The sequence below is a fragment of the Paenibacillus sp. AK002 genome, from assembly GCF_053903045.1.
This window is the reverse complement of the sequence record NZ_CP096377.1, coordinates 3,675,525-3,697,141: the sequence shown is the minus strand read 5'-3', so window position 1 is coordinate 3,697,141 and position 21,617 is coordinate 3,675,525. Positions and strand designations below refer to the sequence as shown.

Here is a 21,617-nt window from a genome sequence, read left to right as displayed (position 1 = left end):
TAAGCTATTTGATTTTGTTGTTTGCTTTCTCCTTTCTGGTTCAATAGTGGTAAAAATGTAAATAGATTATATGAGGGGCCATATATAATGTCAATGTCTTTAAATTCTCTATAAATATGCTGTCCCTATACTCTCCCAACAGGGAGTGGCGGCTAAACACATCTGGATAAACTTCGTAAATGCGTAAAAAAAACGGGCTGAAAATGCAGGATTCAGCCCGTTTTCTGTTCGATTTGTATCAAAGTATGAGATCAGTTTATTTATCGGTTAAGCTCCTTCAATCATATCCCGTTTGCGATATCCCACAAAGCCCAAAACCATGAAGGCAATACCGATTGCTGTGATTGCAATAAACGTTGCAGCATCAAACGGATCTACCGGCATCCGTGGAATCCAGCTTTGAACGGCTGTTTTCGAGAACCATTCCGGCAACTCCAAAATGCCGCCAAAGTAGTTTAGAGCAAAGGAATAGCCGAGGTAAGCATATACGCCTTTGCCTAGTCTTGGTGTCCAACCTAAAGCCAAAGCGGCAAGTCCCGTAAAAAACAACACGGAGGGCAGGAAGTTATAACCAGCGACGAGAAAATCCCCCATATTCATGGGCGAGCCGTCACCCATGGCAGCAATGGCTGTCCCGCCAAGACCGCTTGAAGCGAGCAAAATACCCACGATTCCAGCAACGTTGGCCAATATGACAGTAATCCAATAGAGCTGAGCTCGCGTCACTTTTGTAGCATAAAGCTGGCTTAAATGCCGCCGCGTTTCTTCCGTGAATAATTTGTTTACGATCGCAATCGGCAAAATGGAAACCAATCCCATCATGACCATGATTATGGTCCCGGTAAAGGCTGCTTCTATGGAAACGCCGGATATAGCAAACATTTGATTCATGATTTCATTGCTTTCAAGGAATGTTCGCATATCTCCATAAATCGAACCATAGGCTGCTCCCATGATGACGAAAGCAATCAACCAGCTGATCATTACGCCTCTATTCAACTTCGTAAACAGGCCGGATACGGACAGCAACGATTTTTTTGCCGATTCCCGTCCTTCACGTTCGGGCAAATAACCGGCTCCCATATCTCGGCGGCCTTCAAGGGCAAAAGCGATGATCACGACTATGACGCTGAAGACTATCGCCACAATCAGGGGGAGCCAATGGTTTTCCGTAAAAGGATAGGTTAGATACGTCCAACCCATCGGATTGATCATGGAGAGATCAGGATTCGACACATCCGTACCGGCGCGAAAAATATAAAGCAAGCCTATAATTCCGAGTGATGAACCGGTTGCACCGGATGAAGTCGGCATTATTTGTGCCATGACTAAGGCAATCACGGCGCCCAAGATCCCGGCCATCCCGATGGATGCGCCAAACAAAAAGGCTCCTTCGGCCGAAATCGTATCTGCTCCATAGCTAGTCATCATTCCGCCAATCACAAGCGCTAATATCATATTGATCACTAGAACTTCGGCAATTACCGCAAGCGAGTTGGCTTGACGGCCCACTTGGAAGGAACGGACGAGTTCAGTAAGCCCAAGATCTTCTTCTTTGCGAGTATGGCTTACTACATGCAATGCAGCGATAATCATCGCAAACAAACCGCAGAATAACAACATTTCGTGCGCATACATCGCGCCCAAGGTATAATCTGCTGATATCTCAACCGGTGTCGGACCAACCATGGAAATCATGGCAGGATTTTGCAAGGTTTCATACATTCCTTGCAAACCTTGCCCCTTGCCGATTTCTTCAAAAGCAGGAACAAATCCGGCTGAAAACAAGCCTAAACCTAAAATCCAGATGATGATTTTTTTCCAATCACGTTTCAGAAATTGGACGAATAGTACATGCGATCGCGCAAATTTTTCTTGCATTATAATTTCCTCCGTTTCCGCCCTTAGACTTCATAATGACGCATGAATAAGTCTTCCAGCGTAGGCGGCACGGACTCAAACTTCTTGACGCCCAACTTTGCCGCTTCGGACAAAATTTCATTGATACATTCGTTATCCGCGGAAAATGTCGCTTGATTGCCGGATTGCTTGAAATCATGGACACCGTTAACGGATGCCATTATAGCCACATTGTCTTGCGTTACCATCGTTACCGTCGAACGGGTTAAGTGACGCAACTCATCCAATGTCCCGGTTTCAACCACTTTGCCTTGGCGAATGATGACCACTTTATCGGCCAACCGTTCCACTTCGCTCAAAATATGAGAGGACAGTAAGATGGCTTTTCCCGCAAGCTTGATTTTTTCGACCTCATCCTGGAAGACGGCTTCCATCAGCGGATCAAGACCGGAAGTCGGTTCGTCGAAAATATACAAATCGGAGTCAACGGCCAAAGCCGCAATCAGGCCGACTTTTTGCCGATTTCCCTTGGAATAGCCCTTGGCTTTCTTCTTCGGATCCAATTCAAACCGTTTAATCAAATAGTCGCGTTTATTTTTGTCTCCGCCGCCATGCAATTTCATAAATAAATCAATGATTTCGCCGCCAGTTAAGCTGCCCCAAAGCGCCACATCCCCAGGAACATAAGAAATTCGTTTATGAATCTCAAGGCTGTCTTTCCATACATCCTTGCCAAAGATCTTCGCTTCCCCGGCATCCCGACGGATAATCCCAAGTAACGTACGAATTGTTGTGGATTTCCCCGCGCCGTTCGGCCCGATAAATCCGACAACTTCCCCGGCATTTACCGTAAATGATACGTCTTGCAACGCTTTGAACTTCCCGAAGCTTTTTTGCAAGCCTTGCACCTTTACAATGTTTGTCATAGCACTAAAACTCCTTCTTAACCAGTTTTAGTAACGTGCTTTCCAGTTTAAAGCAAAGCTTCATCTTGATAAATAACGAACTAAATATTTAGATAAAGTTCATATATTCGCTGAAAATGCTTTGTTTTAAACCAAAGTTCATTTACAACTTCAGTTATACACCCGATTATGGTCATAGTCAACGCAAATAAAGCTAAATTTAGAACTCTGATACGTTTGATAATTCATAATTTCGATATATAATAAATAGGAAGGGAAAATACGAACTAAATTCCTCTTTAAAAATTTTTTTTAGTCATAATAGCCAGAAAGCAGGAATGAGGAATGAATGGTTTTGAAAAGCGGACGCAAGCGAAGAAAAATCAAGTCTTTGAGGCAACTTTTAACTTGTTGAATACCGAAGCCGGCATAGAAAATGTAACAGTGGATGAGATAGCTAGACATGCCAATGTCGGTAAAACGACGATATTTAAATATTTTGGGAGCAAGGAAAACCTGATCCATGAGGTGTTTAAATATTTTTTAACTCAAATGGGGGAAAATGCCCGAAAAATCATGGCCGATAATAAACCCTTCGAAGAAACGATCATTGCCATGAGTCAGATCAAAATTCATTTTCTGGAGAAGATCAACAAGCAGTTTTATTTCGATTTAATGGATTATTTTACGAAGAAGGACGATAACGGATTATCACTGATGATGCAGGAGTACGTCAACGAAAGCTACAGTCTTATGTTGGATTTATTTCATCGTGGGCGCAAAGAAGGCAAGGTTGATCTGAAATATTCGGATGAATTTCTTCTGATATATTTCCAGGCCCTGGTTGAAGGGATATCCAGCCCGCATATCTACCAAAGGATACTCCCTTATACCGCCCAGTGGACGGAATTGCTGGTAAAAGGGATTGCGCCAAGCAAATAAAGGTAGAAGAATGAGAGAGTAAGGGCAGGATCGTTTGAGATCATTAACGGTGGACCGTACCATCGATCGTGATAGAGCAAAGAATCGACCTGCAGGTCGATTCTCTGCTGCTATATTCACTACTGAAACATTGAATCCAGCTTCGGCAGATGCTGGTTTAAAAACGACCGATCACAATAAATACAGTTAACACAAAGAAGACAACGTTTACGCCTATTTCTCGATGCTCCTTGCGTGCAACATGGTATAAGGCGCCAAGAAGAACGATTGTGGCAAGACCTGCAGCGGCAATAGGCGTCAATATGGGCGCGATATACATCGCTAGTGGCAGAATGAGTCCGAAAGCTCCTACCAATTCTGCTACCCCAATAAAGACGACGAACGCTTTGGGAACGTCTTTCACCCATCCCCAAGACGCGTTGGCTTTTTCAAACTGAAACGCCTTTAACCATCCTGAGTAAACAAACCCCAGCGCAGCAAGCCCTTGAATGATCCATAATGCGATATTCATGAATGGTGCTAACCTCCTTATTACTTATTTGCGTTCTCTGAGGTTATAATAGTCTAGTAATTGGGTTCAATGAAGTAGGCACTTTATCTAAACATAGTGAATAAAAAGTTACCTAAGGTACAGGGAAGCGGGGAGTTCAATGAAAGAGTATTGCAAATTTGAATCAGCGCTTGATATTTTGGTGGGGAAATGGAAGCCCGTCATTTTACTTCAACTGATTTCCAACGGTACCATGAGATTCAGCGAGCTTCAAAAATCGATACCGGGTATAAACAAAAAAATGCTTACCCAACAGTTAAGAGAGCTTGAGTATAACGATATTGTACATCGAGAGGTTTATAACCAGGTCCCTCCAAAAGTAGAGTATTCAATTTCCGAGTATGGCAAAGGTTTAAGCACGGTGCTAAAGGCATTGAACAATTGGGGAGCGGCTCATATGGAGCATATGAATACGCTCTATGGAGTAGATCGTTTCAGGTATGAAACCGGGTCAACCGATTATAAATGAGGCGATGCAAGTCTTCTTATAATATTCCTATTTCCCGCTCCACCGGAAAAACCGTGTAGCAAGCACAACAGATACAATGGCAATGCCAATCAAAACAGCAGCTTCAAAGCCATACTCCGTAATTGGCGCTTCTGTCCACGTCCCCCGCAGCAACTGAATGACGTAATAGAGCGGTAGTATTTTCGCTGCATATTGAAGAACCGTCGGCATCATTTCCAGCGGGAATGTCGCTCCTGACAGGAACAGCATCAGGTTTAGAAATAATGAACTGATTGCGGAAGCAGCCTGAGTGTTTTTTGCTAATGAGGTCAAGAATAAAGCAAATGGGAAAAAGGCGAGGATGCTAATAAGCAATGAAAGCAGGGTGCTTCCGATGTAGGCCGGCAGGGTCAAATCGTAGAGCAGCATGCCAAAGACCATCAGGAGCATGGCGGATATAGCAAAGATGACGGTTCCTTGAAAGGTATGGGCGGCGAGGATTTTCCATGGCTGGAGCGGTGTTGATTGATATCTTCTTAATACGCCCGTTTCCCGGTAATTGGTTAAAACAGTTCCCAGTGTAAAAAAGGAAGTGGTTACGATATTGACGCCAATCCACGAAGGAACAAAATATTCCGCAAAAGCCCTTTTGCTCATGTTATCTCCAACAAACATGGATCCAAACAGTCCAATCATCACAACGGGAAAGAGGAATGTCCAAAACATGCTTAAACGGTCTCTAAAGAACATTTTCGTTTCTAAACTGGCGAGTTTTACGATTGCCTTCATCCGATTTTCTCCTTTTCCAGGTACTGGATAAATAAATCATCGAGAGAGCCTTTCTCAAACCTGAAGCTGGACAATGGGATGCCTTTTTCCTGACAGTAACTGAAAATGTGATAAGCCGTTGTCTGCTGGTCATCACAAAACACTTTGAATTCGTCTTGATTCTTTTCAACGCGCTCCACGCCGGGAAGCGAGCTTAGATATTCGGGGGCGAGTCCTTCACTGATAAAGGTAAGACAATTAGCAGCACCTTCGTTTAATAATTCACGAGGGGAGTTTAAAGCTTTTAATTGGCCGCTGTATATCATCGCGACCCTGTCGCACAGCTGCTCAGCTTCTTCCATATAGTGCGTGGTCACCACAATCGTACTTCCACGGTCCCGTAACAGCCGGATCAAAGACCACATTTCCCGCCTTGCCGATGGATCAAGACCCATGCTCGGCTCATCAAGAAATAAGATTTCAGGCTCATGGAGAGTGGCTAAAGCAAGAGTTACCCGCTGTTTCCATCCGCCGGATAAGTCATCAAATTTTACGTTCAGCTTTTCGTTTAAGCCAAGCAATTCTATGAAATGATCTTTCTGCGTAGCGTTATCGTAAAATGAAGAAAAGAGATCCAGCGCTTCTTTTACTTTCATTTTCTTCTGGATCGAAGTGGCTTGAAACTGGACACCAATTCTCTTATTTAACTCCCGAAGCTGCTTATTGGGGACAAGTCCAAGGACTTCAACCGCTCCCTCGCTTGGATCGGAGATTCCTTCCAGGATTTCGAGGGTGGTCGTTTTCCCTGCGCCGTTCGGTCCGATAATCCCGAAGATTTCACCTTTGTAAACATCAAAGGAAAGATTCTTTACTGCCTTGGTCACGCCAAAGTTTTTCGATAAATTGTGAACTGTAATGACACTCTCCATGCGTATCCTCCTTTTATTCAATGCTTTCTAAGATCGTTATTCAGCTTTTTTGATTCATTTTTAAAATAAAGATAAAACCCAATCCATCCGATGGCATAAACGAAAATAGAGATTGCCAGGTATATCAAAAAATTCTTTACATCAAACGGAATCCAGCCAACCCATAGGCTTAATATAAAGTAGAGTATGGTGACTGTTAGAAAGTGCAGAGCGGTCTGCATGGGCAGGGCAAGTGAGCGGATTTCAAAGTAGAGGGGGGTGACAGTAAACAGCCAGCCGCAGAATATATAACCCAATGCATTTTTAATAAAATGCATTCCGTCTATTGTCGATTGTCCGCCAAAATAAATAAGCGCACTTGTAGTCATTACAGCAATAAAGGCCCCGAAGAATATACCGATCATGCTTCTGAAAAAAAATGCATTCATTTCGTTTCCCCCCTGTTCATTCTTAAAACTTCTTTAATTCGGCCAATGTAATGTCGCGAAACATATTCTTTTTCACCTGATTTAAAGTGAACACAAAGGGTCCCGTTAAATGATGGTTCGAAATGGCTCATTGCATAGAGGTTTGCAATGACGGACTTTGAGATCCTGATAAACCGGTGGGAGGGAAGGGAGTTCTCGAGCTCATATAATTTTTCTTTTACTTTAAAGATTCCTTCTGAGGTGGCGGCTGTGACCACATCGCCTTCTGTACGAAAGTAGTGTATTTCCTCGTGCTTAATTAAGTGCTGGTTCTCTCCATCTTTTCCGACGATCAAATCCGTGTCATTCTTATTGAGGTACTCGAGGATCTCCTGGATGGCTGGGGTCAATTCTTTGCAGTGAATCGTCACCGTGGTTTCTTCGTTGCGCGGGTCGATGTCGAGTGAAATTTTCATGTATAGACGGCTCCTCCATTCCATACGCTTTATAGGTTTAGTATAGATGGCGATTTTTCAATTGTCATTAAAACAAAGGCGACACGCAGGACGCGGGCAGTAAGATGCATGTATCGGCGTCCGACCTGCAGCGAAGCAGATAAAATACTACACGAAAATGGCTTATACCTTCTAAAATGAGTTATCGAAATGAGTTCATCGGGCGTACAGAACACTTACCAAAGAGGATATTATCGGGGGTGTTACACAGATTTTATTTAAATGCTTGGAAAGTTAATGTTTGGGCAATTTCTCAAGAGAAGTTGGATAAAAAAGAAGGCAGCTGATCAGAGCGATCAGCTGCCTCTTATGTTAACGGACATATTAGTTTAATATGATACCGCATTATACTCGATTCATCCTAAATCATGTTAATGCTGCAATTTTCGGAAGACCCAATAGCTTCTTTGAGCGCATTCGGAGATGGCAATGGGGTGGAAGCCACTGACATCGGCATACAACGTATCGTTTAGCGGCGAGATCCACTTCTCAGGAAGTGCCGCCGCTCCAAGCGATGCGCCAAGAATGGAGCCGACGGTGGCGCCATTGCAATCGGTGTCCCAGCCTCCAAGCACGGCTGTCGTAATGCCTTTTTCAAAATCGCCTCCGGAATGAATGAGCGCAGCCGCGCATAATGCAGCATTATTGTTCGTATGAACCGGGTGATAGTGCTTAAACGCTTCCCATATTTTACTCACCAATTCTAATGTGTCTTCCGTTTCCTCAGCAATGTTGACCGCTAATGCGATATCTTCTGCAAGTCGGCTGCGTTTCGGAATTTCACTCAATCCGATCTCAACAATTCGCTTCATGTCACTTTCAACGAATGCGGCGGCAATCATTGCCGAGCAAAACATGGCGCCGTAAATCCCATTCTTCACGTGGGAGAAGGAAGCGTCACGCCAAGCAAGCTCAGCTGCAAGCTGGGGCTGGCCGGCAGCACCGTATGCATAGCCGTCTACACGGATTTGGGCGCCGATCCATTCGCGGTAGGGATTCAAATAAGAACGCCCCCAGAGGATATGTTTCTCCCAGTCATCTGGCCGATCGCCGCTAATATGTGAAGTGACACGAGCGAAATTAAGATAGGACTGAGCTTCTGCCGTGAATACCTGCCCGAATGACAAATGACGATGCCACAGCTTGCCTACATCCCAGGAGTTGAAATCAAATCCGCGTTCCTCAAGCATGAGCAGACCGAGAACGGTATATCGAACATCATCGTCCGTTTCCATAAAACGAATGTTATCCCGGCAGCTGGCCAAGCTGCTCCACCTTGCTATCTCGATACCGTACTCGGCTTCTGCAGTTGAATCGCCCGGTGTATAGTGGCGAATCGGCCATTGCCCTGCGCCTTCGAACCACAACTTAATATTGTGCCAGCCGGGTCTTCCGCCCGAGCCTTGCATGAATGCAGGAGCCTCGAGAGGTTTTCCGAGCGCGCAGCCAGCCGAACGGCCGAGCCACGCACCATGAAATTTATCCTGCCATTTAAGCTCATCCCAGTTTCCGGACAGGAGTCTCGGTCCATCCGGACGTTCGGCGCGAATGGCCTCCAATTCCGACGGCTCGAAATACTTGAAATCCGCATGCGGTTCAAGAGCCATTAAAGCCTGGTATACTTCCATAAGCTTTGCTTCGTTTGTGCCGGCTGCTTCCAGACGTTCGGTCATCCCCTCTACATGACAGCCTTCTTCTCCGCGCTGTTTTATTTCGTCGCGAACTATTTCCCTCAGTCCAATCCATTTCGTCATCACAGTTGCCCTCCTGAAATACATGAAATCAACATATGCCTTGATTATAACCAGCCATGCCGGCAATGACTTCTCAAATTAGGAAAGCATTATTCTCATTTTTTGCTCACTCCGTAATCCCCATAGATTGCCGATAATGGACCGGGGACAGACCGACATTCTCTTTAAATACGCGGTAAAAGGTCGGCAAGCTTTGAAAACCGCATTCGAATGCAATATCAGCAACAGCTTTGTCCGTTCCTGCCAATTCACGCTTGGCAGCCTGGACACGAAGCAAGGAAACATATTCCGAGAAACGATAACCGGTCGTTTCCAGAAATGCCCGGCTCGCGCGCGAGACGCTTAAACCAAGTTCATCAGCCAATTCCCCTAAGCTAACCGGCTCGTGGTAACGATGCTCGACCAAAGCGGCCAACGATTGCGCTTGGCGAACGGAATGTACCATATGATGACGCTCCTCATCGGTTAGCAAACCGTTGTAATGTCGAAGAAGACGGCCGCACAGCTGAATGAGCGCGCTTTTGGCCATGACCACATAACCCGGGGATTTCTCCCGCAGCTCTTCCGCTATAGCCAGCACCCAAGGCGTAAGCAGTGTGGCGAGGGGCGAGCCGCCCATAATATGATTGCAAAAATGAGTGGAGCGATAGGAGAATGGCAGCAGCAGACCGGGCTCTTCCGCTAGCAGCAGCGCGGGATCAAAGTTAATAAAAAGATAGCGGCTCGGGTCGTCGGGGGCAGATTGGGCAATATGCCGTTCTTCATTATTGACCAGAAATAAGTCGCCAGGTTTCGCTGCATATTGTTTGTTGCCAAAGTAAAAATAGCCTTTGCCTGTTAAACAGAGGCCGATCTCCAGACTTGCGTGCACATGAGGCGGCTGCCGATAAGTGGCAGGTGTCCATTCGAAAGCATTGATAGCAATGGGATGGTCATAGGCAATATGAAGTTTCATTATGATCCAACGCCTCCAGACAAACATGAATTTGTATGCTAAGTATATAGACAAGGCATGCCTTCAACCAGATACTGTTATTTACTTTCATACATACATTTTGAGGTGTTTCAATTGAAAAGTAAACGCCGCCGATGTATAAGTGAATCACGGTAATTATTTGCTTTTTGCCTGGTGTCAAGAGGTGTATACGAAAGTAAAGACTAGTATATAGAACAGCGGGGGGCTTCTTTCTATACTGGAATTATGAAAGACTGCAATACAATTTGCAGAAAACTAAACGAAATGTACCGGAGGGGTAAAATTTGAAGAGCAAAAAGGCACTTGCAATGATCTCCTTGACGCTTGCATTGGCGATTACAGGCTGCGGCTTCAAAACGTCGTCTGAGCCAAACCAACCACCTGGAAATTCCAAGGAACCAATCCAAACGCCAGGCACAGGAAACAGCAATGATATCGTTGAGGTTTCAACGGTTTCGCCAAGCGATCCTTACTTGAAATTTGACGAAGGTGAAGACTTCGACAAAAACTCAGTTTATGACGTTTATGAAAAAGATATCGGTGTCAAAATTACAAACAAGTGGATTGCCGATGTAAGCCAATTTAAAGAGAGAGTAAAAATTGCGATCGCATCCAACGATCTTCCGGATTTCTTGCTTGTAAACGCCGCACAGCTTAAAGAGCTTACTGAAGCGGATATGATTATGGATTTGACAGAGATTTATGATCAGCATGCTACGGAAGAGACGAAAAAGTTTCTGACCATGGACGGCGGCATGCAGATGAAAACTGCGATGATCGACGGGAAAATGATGGGGATTCCAAGCTCATACAACCCGTTCAACTATCAATACTTGTTCGTTCGTACAGACTGGCTGAAAGAACTTGGCTTGCCTGAGCCTAAAACAATGGATGATTTCATAAAAATCGCCGAAGCGTTCAAAACCAAGAATCCTGGCGGCACAAAACAAGCTTACGGTATTGCGGTCAGCAAAAATCCATTTAGTATCGAGACAGGCGTTACCGGTCTGAGAGCGTTCTTGAACGGCTATCACGCTTATGAAAACATTTGGATGGAAGATGGGAACGGCGGTTTGATGAACAGTGATATCCAGCCCGAGATGAAGCAGGCGCTTGCAGCGCTGCAAGACATGTTCAAAAAAGGGTTGATCGATCCTGAGTTTGCGGTTAAAGATACGGAAAAAGCCGCTGAGCTCATCTACGACGGCAGCATCGGCATGGTATTTGGTGCTTCCTGGACACCGGCGCAGCTTGTGCAGGGCGCTGTGAAAGACGGGAAGGTTGTTCAAGAATGGGGAGTGTTCCCTATCCCTTCCGTAGACAACAAGCCTACATTGAATCAAATTGGTCTTGGTGTTGACGAGTACTATGTGATCTCTAAACAAGCCAAGCATCCTGAAGGCGTTATCAAATTGCTGAACCAATGGATCGTCGTTGATAATACGATGAATCCGACAGATGAGCAAAAAATCTATCTGTATGGTAAAGACAAACAAGAAAAAGGCAACAACTACTGGCTGCTGAACCCGCTTCGCGTAGGCAAACAGATGGATAACAACGGCGAAATTCTGCCGAAAGCGATCGAAACGAAAGATCCTAGCATTCTTCAAACTGCAGACCAGAAGGGTCGTTATGAACGTGCGATGAAATTTATCGATGGTAGCGATATCAATATGTGGTGGGAAGTGCTGATTTCGGGGCCGAACGGAGCGGTATCGCATAACCCAAAAATCCAGCAAAACAAAGAATACCTGCAAAACAAATTCTACGGCGCACCTACGCCGACGATGGCAGACCGTCAAGAAATTTTAACGAAGAAACGTGATGAAATATTCATCAAAATCATAATGAACCAAGTATCCGTAGACGAATTCGATACATTCGTTGAAGAGTGGAAGAAGCTTGGCGGCGATGAAATCACGAAAGAAGTTAACGAGTGGTATCAATCGATGAAATAGGATCTGTAGCGCAAAGGAGGGATTGAATCTATGCAATCCCTCCTTTTTTCAAGAACAATCAGGTTCTTGAGCAAGGAATGCGCACAACATGAAAAGTGAATCAGCGAGGTGAAGATATGAATAGTCTGACGCGCATGTGGAAGAAGGAATGGCCGCTTCATTTGATGTTGCTGCCGGGTTTAGCTATGATTGTTATTTTTAGTTACATTCCTATGACAGGAATCATGATGGCTTTTCAAAAATATGTGCCGAATAAAGGGTTGTTCGGCTCCCCGATTATCGGATGGAGGAACTTCCAGCTGTTAATGGATTATCCGGATATCGGCCGCATCTTCTTTAATACGGTATACATTGCTGTAATGAAAATCGTTGCCGGTTTGTTCGTGCCAATCACGATAGCAATTTTGCTTAATGAATTGCGTAGAGAATGGATGAAAAGAACGTTCCAAACCCTGGTCTATCTGCCCCATTTCTTATCCTGGGTGCTGCTGAGCGGGATTTTGGTCGATATTTTGTCTCCTTCCTCCGGCATATTGAACCAGCTGCTTGGATGGTTCGGCATGAAGCCGATTTTCTTTCTTGGCGACAATAACTGGTTCCCTTATGTCATGGTCATCTCCGATGTATGGAAAGAATTTGGATTTGGTACCATTGTTTATTTGGCAGCACTGACAGGAATTAATCCTACGCTTTATGAAGCCGCTCAAATCGATGGTGCGGGCCGCTGGAAACAAACGCTTCACGTGACGCTGCCGGGCATGATGCCGATCATCGTTCTTATGCTGACGCTTAATATCGGCAATGTGCTGAATGCGGGATTTGATCAAATCTTTAACCTGTACAGCGCGCCGGTTTATGAAAGTGCCGATATCATTGATACTTTTGTCTACCGTATGGGGATCCAGCAAGCCCAGTTCGGATTTGCCACAGCTGTCGGCTTATTGAAATCCGTCGTATCCTTTATTTTCATTTCCGTATCCTACGTACTCGCATACCGACTAGCGAATTACCGTATTTTCTAATAGATGAAAAGTCGGTGATTCAGAAAGGAGACTGACCGTGGTTATTAAACCGTCATTCGGAAGAAGGGCTTTTCTAGTTTGCAACCTAGTCTTTCTAGCGTTTATATCTTTTTTATGCTTAATGCCGATCCTTCATATTTTGGCGATTTCGTTTAGCTCGGGTTCGGCGGCGGCAGCCGGCAAGGTTGCGCTGTGGCCTGTAGAGTTTACAACGGCGGCTTATGATAATGTGTTCGGCAAGCCTGAGTATGTAAGAGCCTTTGGCATTTCGATTCAACGGGTTGTTGTCGGGACGGTATTAAGTATGTTGTTAACGATTATTACAGCTTATCCTTTATCCAAGGATCGCAATACGTTTCGTCTAAGAACCGTCTATGCATGGATATTTGTTTTCACGATTTTGTTCAACGGCGGACTCATTCCTACCTATTTGACAATTAAAAGCTTGGGACTTATTGATACTCTCGGAGCGTTGGTGCTACCTATGGCAATTAACGTGTTCAACGTCATCCTGCTATTGAACTTTTACCGCAATCTGCCCAGGGAGCTTGAGGATGCTTCACGGATTGACGGAGCCGGGCATTTTGCAACGCTTTGGAAAATATATGTTCCGCTATCGTTGCCCGCACTGGCAACAACGGGGCTGTTTACGATGGTAGGGCATTGGAATAGCTGGTTCGATGGCATGCTTTATATGAATCATCCGGAAAATTACCCGCTGCAAACCTTCTTGCAAACCGTTATTATTAAGATGGATTTCCGATTTCTTAAATCAGAAAATGTGGAACTCATGCTGCAGCTGTCTGACCGTACAAGCAGGGCGGCACAAATCTTTGTTGCGGCTTTCCCGATTCTTATTGTCTATCCATTCTTGCAGCGGTTTTTCATCAAGGGCATTGTGATGGGAAGTGTAAAAGAATAGACAAGGAAAGTCGTAGATCTCGGGCACAGGAGAACAAACGATGAAAAGTATATTCTTATTACAGGATTCCTCCATATTCAAAAAAATAATGGCTGCCTTTTTGGCAGCCTTACTGCCGCTTATGGCAATTACCTGGATGATGAATGAGCAAGGGGCCGATCATATCCGCAGTGAAATATCCGATTCGATTTTGAATACGACAAGGTTTTATTTAGAATCCCTGGATCAGGAAGCAGACCGGATCAGCCGATATTTGCCTAACTACGTCATGGACAGGGATTTGATGGAAGTGGCGGCGACAGGCGAGCAGATGAACTCCTATGAGCGGTCGTATAAAATATTGGATATTCAGCACCGCCTGGATTTAATGAAAAATTCCAGTCCGTTCATTCGCGAGGCGAAGGCGTACATTCCGCTAATCGAGCGCACTGTGCTGAGCAACAGCTTTGAAACAAAGCTGAATGCGGAAGAATATGAAGCGATGCAGCCGGACAAGAAGCTTTATACGGAGCCCTTTATTTACTGGCAGGACCGACTGTTTATTACGATGCAGTACCCTGCAAGCAAAAAAAACCCGCTCTATGTGGTAGGCGTAGAGCTCTCAACCGGCAAAATTAAAGAAACCTTAGCGCAAATCGGCAATAGCAGGGGAGGCCAGACCGTATTGTTTAATCTGGAGCGCGGCTGGGAAATCAATAGCGGCTCCGACCTTGAATTACATGATCTGATGAAGCAGCTGGCTTTTGAGAAGCAGGCAGCGAAAATAGATGAAGGCTATGATACGGTTCATTATAAAAACAAGCGCTTTCTAACCGTATTCAAGTATTCCAGTCTCTGGAATTCATACACGGTAACTTGCATACCGGAAGAGATGATTCTCGGTTCATTGCAGGTATATAGGGCATTGTTTTGGTGGGCTTGCGCGCTTGCTGTTTGTATTTTTTTATTTTTTACCTATTTTATCATCCGATTAATATACCGTCCGTTGTTAAAGCTGGTGCGTTCCTTCCGCCGCATGCAGCAAAACGAGCTGGAGCCGATCTTGATCGACCGCAGGCAGGATGAGTTCGGCTATTTATACCAGGCTTTTAACGATACCGTGAAATCTTTGAAAACACTGATTGAGGAAAATTATGAGCAGCAAATTCGCAATCAGCGTTCGGAGCTGAAGCGATTGCAATCGCAAATAAATCCTCATTTTTTATATAATTGCTTTTTCGTGCTTTGCCGCTTGATTAAATCCGATACCCAGAAGGAAAAAGCCTACCAGTTCTGTTTGTACATCGGGCAATATTTTCAGTTCATTACTCGCCATCATGATGACGACATTCTGCTGGAGATGGAGCTTGAGCATTCCCGCACTTATGTGGAGATGCAGTCGATTTGTTACGGAGATCGAATCCAAGTGCTGTTTGAAGCCGAAGCCCAGCCGATTGAAGTCCCCCGATTGATTTTGCAGCCGATTATTGAAAATGCTTATAAGTACGCCCTCGGCAATATGCGCGGCAAGGGCGAGCTATGGGTGCACAGCAAGCTGGGAAATGATGCTTTGTACATTTATGTAGAGGATAACGGCGAGTTCATTACGGACGAGGAGATCGAAGCGCTGGGCAAGAGGCTGCGTTATTCAACGAACCAGATGGAGGAGACAACCGGCCTGTTTAATGTTCATCGCAGAATTCAGCTTCGTTATGGAGAAGAGTATGGGATTACCGTATCACGTTCTGAGCTTGGCGGGCTTCAAGCTATTATTAAACTGAGTTTGAGCTAAGGAGGAATCGCCATGTACAGGCTATTAATCGTGGATGATCTGCCGATTATTGTAGATGGTCTTCTGGAGTTGTTCGAGAAGACGGAGCATTTGGAGCTTGAGGTCATGAAAGCCTATTCCGGCGAAGAGGCCCTTGAGGTGCTGTCCCATCATCGGATGGACATTGTGATTTCGGACATTAAGATGTCCGGCATAGAGGGCATCGAGCTGCTGCAGGAAATCAAATCGCAGTGGCCGGCGTGCAAAGTTATTTTATTGACCGGGTTCAATGATTTTCACTATGCGAAGAACGCCCTAACATTCGGCGCCTTTGATTATTTGCTGAAAGTGGAAAGCGACGAGAAGATCATTCATACCGTTGAACGGGCGATAGAGGAAATAGAAGAGGAACAGGGTCAGGCTCAAATGATCTTGCGGGCCCAGTCCAAAATGAGAATAGCGATGCCTTCCCTGCAGAAGGAATATATCTGGGGTTTATTACAAGGCAAGACGATGACGGGGCAGCAGCTTCGGGACGCTTTTGCGGAAATGGACATTCCGCTCGACGCATCGCTGCCCGTCTATTTACTGATTGGCCGGATCGATGCCTGGAAGGAAATGTTCACGGCGCCGGACAAGGCTTTGCTCGCTTACGCCCTTCAAAATATCGGCGATGAGTATTTATCCGCCCATGTGCGCTGCTTCTCCGTCGTATTTGATATGAACAAAATGGTATGGATCTTTCAGCCTAAAGCCAGTCCGGAGATAACGGCGGATACCCGTACGATGGAATGGACCCGGGCATACCGCTATGTGAGCGGCAATTTGGAGACGATCCAGGCGACCAGCAAAAGGCTGCTGAACCTCTCCGTATCTTTTCTTATTGGCAGCGAGGCTGTCCCATGGAATCGGCTGTCGGATCGTTTTCATGCGATGAAATACGGTCTTATGCAAGGCCATGGCTTGTTCCATGAGGTCATCATGACCGATCAAGATCTTCAGAAGTCCGAAGAAAAAGAGAAGGCGAAAAGCTATCATGACAGCTTTTTTCACGCTCGCGTACAGCTGCTGATGAGCTGTCTTGAAAATAATCACCGCGAGCAGTTTAATCATCTGTTTGTTGAATTGACAGATATCTGGAACGATCCGGATACTCCTTATGAGCGCAAGGTTGAGTTGTACCATTTCCTATCTGCGGTATTTCTGGCACATTTGCACAAAAATAAAGATATGCGAGACTATATGAACACCCAGATTAATTTGGATCTGCTGTTCCGCCAGGAGGAGACCGCTTCATGGACGGAACTGATTCCATACTATTGGCAAATTGCGGACAGCTTTTTTGAATGGAATGCGCTTCGAGGGACGGAACTGCCGGCGGAGGTCGTCAATAAGGTGCATCGTTATATAGAGGAGCATATTGCGGATGATATTTCCCTAACCGCGATCGGGGATTATGTCAGCTTGAATCCATCCTATCTCTCAAGGCTATACAAACAGATCACGGGAATTGGTCTTTCTAAATACGTAAATGATTACCGCAATGTCATTGCAAAAGATATGCTGCTCAATACATCCATGAAGGTCAATGAAATCGCCGCCAAGCTCGGTTACAATTCAGCGCTTGCCTTTATCCGCTTCTTTAAGAAGCAAAATGATATGACGCCGCAGGATTTTCGGACGGCCCGTACCGAAACGATGCAGCAAGGTCAATAAATGTATATGGAATGTAAGCAATGATCTATTTTGATGCGCGGAGTCACCCCTTACAATGAAATTATAATGCAATTGTACATGCAAGGGGGACTAACATTGAGAACATTAACGGCTGTACTATTAGGCGCAGGCAGTAGAGGAAGATACATCTATGGACCGTATGCGGAAAAATTTCCGAATGAGCTGAAATTTGTTGCTGTAGCCGAGCCGGATGATGAACGCAGACAGCGTTTTGCAGAGATTCATCAAATCGCCGAAGAGCATGTTTATCATTCATGGGAACAAGCATTCGAGCAGGGAAAAATAGCCGACGTGATGATCATCTGCACGCTTGATCGGATGCATTATATACCGACAATGAAAGCGTTGGAGCTTGGCTACCATGTCATGCTGGAGAAGCCGATGTCACCGAATGCACGGGAATGCATCGAACTGGAGCAAGCGTCCCTTAAGTTTAAGCGTTTGCTGGTGGTCACGCATGTGCTTCGCTATTCCCCGTTCTGGTCGGGCATCAAGAAATGCATCGAGGATGGGGAGCTGGGTGCAATAGGCACCATTCAGCTGACAGAGAACGTAGGCTATCACCATATGGTTCATAGCTACGTACGCGGCAATTGGCGCAATTCCGAGGAAACAAGCCCGATGATTCTGGCCAAATCCTGCCATGACCTGGATCTCATCTCCTGGCTGATGGATGAACCGTGCACAGCGGTCAGCTCCTTTGGCTCATTGCTTCATTTTAAAGCCGAGAACGCGCCGGAGGGTGCAACAGACCGCTGCATCGATGGTTGCGAGGCGGAGAGGGAATGTGCCTTTTCAGCGATTAAAATGTATTTGGAGCAGCCTGCCGATCATTGGGCGCGCTATATGACGCATGATTTATCACAGGAAGGCATTATCCGGGCGCTCAAGGAAGGACCGTTCGGCCGCTGCGTCTATCGCTGCGATAACAATGTGGTCGATCATCAGGTCGTCAATATGGAATTTGTCAGCGGCGCTAATGCTAACTTTATTATGTCGGGATTAACCCAAAGCGGTACTCGCCGTGTGCAGATTATGGGCACGCAGGGAGAGATCATTGGCGACATGGATAAGGGCTCATTTACGCTGTACCGCTATGCGACGGGCGAAGAGATTGAAATTAAATGCAGCGTGCAGGGCGACGGCCACGGCGGAGGCGATGAGCGCATGGTGAGCTCTTTCCTCAAAAATGTACATAAGTTCGACCCCAACCCGTCTCAAGGCCTTACATCGGCTACCGCTTCCTTACAAAGCCATTTGATTGCCTTCGCTTCCGAACGATCCCGTTTGCAGCAAGGCAGAAGCATCAAGCTGACCGAGATGTATCAGAAGGAGGAAGCGGGCGTTTAATTGTACACAACTGCAAAACGATGCGGGATTGGCAATATGAAACGGAATCACTTGCTGCGCGGTAATTATGGCGGACATCCGCGGCGTTCGGGCTTGGGAAGTGCGTACCCCGGATGCCGTACAAGTCTGCGAACAAAGAAGGAAATGAGGAATGAGAAATCTTTGTTTGTGAAAGCGGTTCCAACGATGGCGTTTGCCGAATTTCGTGAAAGGGGGGATCCATTTAAGTATCCATCACAAAGCGGGTAAAGATTTCAGGCATTTCTACACTTGAGATTAAAAAGGAGCTGACCTAATGACTATGAACAAGAAATGGGGATCCGTCCTGCTGACAGCAGTATTGCTGATTTCCTCGATTTCTGCGGTGCAGGCTAAATCGCCTGCTCCGGGAGTGGAGGATACGCAATTCCGCAATCTTGCGGCCGGCCTCCCATATGAATGGTCTGAGGAGCCAGAAGCGTCGCATCCTGACGGCGATTACAAACTTACGGATGGAAAATATGGCACGTTGGATATGAATGACCCGGCATGGGTAGGGCATCTGCGTGGAAAAACGCGGGAAGTCGTCTTTGATCTCGGTGAGGAAAAGTCAATCGGAAAGATTACCGCTCACTTCTTCCAAGATTATCCTACCAACTCAATCCTCGTGCCTTTGACCGTATCGATGTATGTCTCCGACGATAAAGAACATTGGGGCCTGCTGTCCCATAACGCCACCCAGCTGCTCTGGGGGGAAGGACCGCCAAGGCAGGAGAACTTTGAATGGGACGGCAGCCGGGATGGAATCAAAGGCGGGAATACGGACGGCAAGCTGGCTTATGCGCGTTATGTTAAAGTAACCTTTACGATGCATCCTTCGCATTGGGAATACATTGACGAAATCGAAATTATAGGTACGGATGGCAAGGCTCAGGGGGCGATAAAGGTTCCTGCCGAACAGCCACGTTTTTTGGAGCCGGGGGAAGCTACAGCCGGTATCCGGAACCTGAATCTGCTGTATAACGGACAATATGCAGATGGGTTGGGCGATTGGAACAAGGAACGGATCATCCCTAACATCAGTTACGTAAATCAAGACGGCGAGCCTGTCGACTGGCTTTTTGATGGGATATTATATCTCGGACTGGCTTCGCCTGCCGGCCGCGACTTCGGTGTCGGACAGACGATCCTGGAGGACTGGAACTGGTATTTGGATAAAACCTTCGCAGCCGCGGGGGATATGCAGCAGTTGAATGAGGCTACAGTGGAAGTCGGAGCCAAGCTGAACCAGCCTGATCATAAAATGAAGGTTGTGCTCATGATTCCGAACCCGGGGGAATACGTAAACGACTTTGGCGACGTTGACGGTGACGGGGTATCCGAAAGCTTTAACGACTCGGTTGTCGGCAAAGAGAAAGCGCTCGAAAACCGGATAAAAGTGATGCAGTGGTGGCTGGATCAGGTTCGCCAAAGATGGCAGGAGGCGAACTATTCCAATCTGGAGCTTGTCGGCATGTACTGGCTGGAAGAACAAATCAGCACAAGCGATACAGGCCCGGATTTGCTCAAAGCTGTAAGCGGCAAAGTTCATGACATGAACTTGAAATTTTTCTGGATTCCTCACTCTTTGGCTTATAAAAGCTTTATGTGGAAAGAGGTAGGGTTTGATGCCGTGGCGCTTCAGCCTAACTATTTCTTCGGCGGAATGGATTCCGACCGCTTGGAGGATGCCGCGAATCTGGCCAAGCAATATGGGATGTCGATCGAGCTTGAGTTCGATGACCGGATGCTGACGGAGGGCGTATTCCGCGATCGTTATATCGAATACTTGAACAGCGGTGTTGACACCGGCTTGATGCAGAATGGATTTAGGGCGTATTACCAAGGTAATAATGCCGTTTATAACTTAGGGGTAAGCAAGGACCCAAGCTTGCGTTTAATGTATGACTGGCTGTACCAGTTCTTGAATGGAACGTACACGATTGACAGCAGCCCGACGCCGGAGACAATGGAAGAGCTTGTACGCAGTTACGTCGCGTCGAACGAAATCAATTCGGTTTTTGGCAATGAGTTATTGTACCGTTTGCAAAACATCAAGCTGCTTCTGGAGCAAAACAAGCCGAAGGACGCCGTAACGTATATGCAGGATTTCCTCGCACACATTCACGACCCGGCCGTGCAAGCACAAGGGTTGATTTCGGCACCGATAGCAACGGTGCTTGATACCTATGCCCAAGTTCTCATGGGAATTTGGTCAGACGACTGGGGCCTCGGCAATTTGGCTCAAGGACTAAGCTATACCATTTCACGACCGCCGAACAGCAGCTATCCCGATTCTGGGAATGAACTGACGAACGGCCTATTCGGCGGAACGGATTTCAGCAACGAGCAGTGGCAGGGCCATGCGGGAAGCACCTACCCTGAAGAACGAAGCCGCACCATCACATTGGATTTGGGCCGCAACAAATCGATCGGATCAATCAGAGCCCATTTTCTTCAGGATCAAGGACCCGGCATCTATTTCCCTCAGAACGTTGATTTTTCCGTTTCAACGAACGGCCAAACCTGGAGCACGCTGGCAACCGTTTCAACACCACCGGCACTTGATGCTGCCTCTGCCGAATTCGTGAGATGGAGCGGGTCAGCAGACGGCGTGCCGGGGAAAGCGGGAGCCGATAAAGTATACGCCCGCTACGTCAAGATCGAATTCCCGGTCAACGTCTGGGTCTTCCTTGATGAAATCGAAGTTCTCGGCATTGACGGCAAGGCGAATGGAGCCGTCGTTTTGCCGCCGACGCCGTAAATACCGGGCATCCGGTAACGGCAGGGAATTCCATGACAAAAT

At 46.3% G+C, this 21,617-nt stretch carries 18 protein-coding genes; 9 read left to right on the top strand and 9 right to left on the bottom strand.

The features are described 5' to 3' along the window. Window positions 1–267: 267 nt before the first annotated feature. Window positions 268–1,881: an ABC transporter permease gene (locus tag M1D70_RS16230; RefSeq protein ID WP_456287311.1), complete on the bottom strand. Its 1,614-nt coding sequence runs from the start codon at window positions 1,879–1,881 to the stop codon at window positions 268–270. 23 nt (window positions 1,882–1,904) lie between these two features. Further along, window positions 1,905–2,786: an ABC transporter ATP-binding protein gene (locus M1D70_RS16225; RefSeq protein WP_009590089.1), complete on the bottom strand. Its 882-nt coding sequence runs from the start codon at window positions 2,784–2,786 to the stop codon at window positions 1,905–1,907. 324 nt (window positions 2,787–3,110) lie between these two features. Here M1D70_RS16225 and M1D70_RS16220 point away from each other — a divergent pair, with 324 nt between their 5' ends. After that, window positions 3,111–3,707: a TetR/AcrR family transcriptional regulator gene (locus M1D70_RS16220; RefSeq protein WP_456287310.1), complete on the top strand. Its 597-nt coding sequence runs from the start codon at window positions 3,111–3,113 to the stop codon at window positions 3,705–3,707. A 157-nt stretch (window positions 3,708–3,864) separates the two neighbouring features. Here M1D70_RS16220 and M1D70_RS16215 read toward each other — a convergent pair whose 3' ends face one another. Continuing rightward, window positions 3,865–4,218, bottom strand: a complete 354-nt coding sequence (locus tag M1D70_RS16215) for a DoxX family protein (protein ID WP_036660610.1) — start codon at window positions 4,216–4,218, stop codon at window positions 3,865–3,867. 139 nt (window positions 4,219–4,357) lie between these two features. Between M1D70_RS16215 and M1D70_RS16210 the strand changes: the two genes are divergently transcribed. Next, the gene (locus tag M1D70_RS16210) at window positions 4,358–4,726 is read left to right on the top strand and encodes a winged helix-turn-helix transcriptional regulator (protein WP_096773888.1); all 369 of its coding nucleotides are present in this window, start codon (window positions 4,358–4,360) and stop codon (window positions 4,724–4,726) included. Window positions 4,727–4,753: 27 nt separating this feature from the next. Here M1D70_RS16210 and M1D70_RS16205 read toward each other — a convergent pair whose 3' ends face one another. From M1D70_RS16205 to M1D70_RS16180, 6 genes are all read right to left on the bottom strand, one after another. Then, window positions 4,754–5,494 carry an ABC transporter permease gene (locus M1D70_RS16205; protein WP_009590096.1) on the bottom strand — a complete coding sequence of 247 codons (741 nt, stop codon included), beginning with the start codon at window positions 5,492–5,494 and terminating at the stop codon, window positions 4,754–4,756. Further along, on the bottom strand, window positions 5,491–6,402 hold the full coding sequence (locus M1D70_RS16200) for an ATP-binding cassette domain-containing protein (RefSeq protein ID WP_456287309.1): 912 nt from the start codon (window positions 6,400–6,402) through the stop codon (window positions 5,491–5,493). The genes M1D70_RS16205 and M1D70_RS16200 overlap by 4 nt, the downstream gene beginning before the upstream one ends. 17 nt (window positions 6,403–6,419) lie before the next feature. Then, window positions 6,420–6,830, bottom strand: a complete 411-nt coding sequence (locus M1D70_RS16195) for a DUF3021 domain-containing protein (protein WP_009590093.1) — start codon at window positions 6,828–6,830, stop codon at window positions 6,420–6,422. Next, window positions 6,827–7,285: a LytTR family DNA-binding domain-containing protein gene (locus M1D70_RS16190; RefSeq protein WP_009590087.1), complete on the bottom strand. Its 459-nt coding sequence runs from the start codon at window positions 7,283–7,285 to the stop codon at window positions 6,827–6,829. The genes M1D70_RS16195 and M1D70_RS16190 overlap by 4 nt, the downstream gene beginning before the upstream one ends. 410 nt (window positions 7,286–7,695) lie before the next feature. Further along, on the bottom strand, window positions 7,696–9,078 hold the full coding sequence (locus M1D70_RS16185; RefSeq protein ID WP_456287308.1) for an ADP-ribosylglycohydrolase family protein: 1,383 nt from the start codon (window positions 9,076–9,078) through the stop codon (window positions 7,696–7,698). 106 nt (window positions 9,079–9,184) lie between these two features. After that, window positions 9,185–10,033, bottom strand: a complete 849-nt coding sequence (locus tag M1D70_RS16180; RefSeq protein WP_009590105.1) for a helix-turn-helix transcriptional regulator — start codon at window positions 10,031–10,033, stop codon at window positions 9,185–9,187. A gap of 305 nt (window positions 10,034–10,338) precedes the next feature. Between M1D70_RS16180 and M1D70_RS16175 the strand changes: the two genes are divergently transcribed. The 7 genes from M1D70_RS16175 (at window position 10,339) to M1D70_RS16145 (ending at window position 21,575) form a co-directional block, all read left to right on the top strand. Continuing rightward, window positions 10,339–12,012 carry an extracellular solute-binding protein gene (locus tag M1D70_RS16175; RefSeq protein WP_009590103.1) on the top strand — a complete coding sequence of 558 codons (1,674 nt, stop codon included), beginning with the start codon at window positions 10,339–10,341 and terminating at the stop codon, window positions 12,010–12,012. A gap of 116 nt (window positions 12,013–12,128) precedes the next feature. Beyond that, window positions 12,129–13,034 (top strand): ABC transporter permease, encoded by a 906-nt coding sequence (locus M1D70_RS16170; RefSeq protein ID WP_456287307.1) that lies wholly within the window; start codon window positions 12,129–12,131, stop codon window positions 13,032–13,034. Window positions 13,035–13,071: 37 nt separating this feature from the next. Continuing rightward, window positions 13,072–13,956, top strand: a complete 885-nt coding sequence (locus tag M1D70_RS16165; RefSeq protein ID WP_176502408.1) for a carbohydrate ABC transporter permease — start codon at window positions 13,072–13,074, stop codon at window positions 13,954–13,956. Between the two features lie 40 nt (window positions 13,957–13,996). Next, entirely contained in the window at window positions 13,997–15,727 is a 1,731-nt protein-coding gene (locus M1D70_RS16160; protein WP_456287306.1) for a sensor histidine kinase, read from the top strand. Window positions 15,728–15,739: 12 nt separating this feature from the next. Further along, on the top strand, window positions 15,740–17,422 hold the full coding sequence (locus M1D70_RS16155; protein WP_456287305.1) for a response regulator transcription factor: 1,683 nt from the start codon (window positions 15,740–15,742) through the stop codon (window positions 17,420–17,422). A 96-nt stretch (window positions 17,423–17,518) separates the two neighbouring features. Next, window positions 17,519–18,793 carry a Gfo/Idh/MocA family protein gene (locus M1D70_RS16150; protein WP_456287303.1) on the top strand — a complete coding sequence of 425 codons (1,275 nt, stop codon included), beginning with the start codon at window positions 17,519–17,521 and terminating at the stop codon, window positions 18,791–18,793. A gap of 295 nt (window positions 18,794–19,088) precedes the next feature. After that, a complete protein-coding gene (locus M1D70_RS16145) occupies window positions 19,089–21,575 on the top strand; it encodes a DUF4855 domain-containing protein (RefSeq protein ID WP_456287302.1) in 2,487 nt (828 codons plus the stop codon). The last annotated feature ends 42 nt before the right edge of the window (window positions 21,576–21,617 follow it).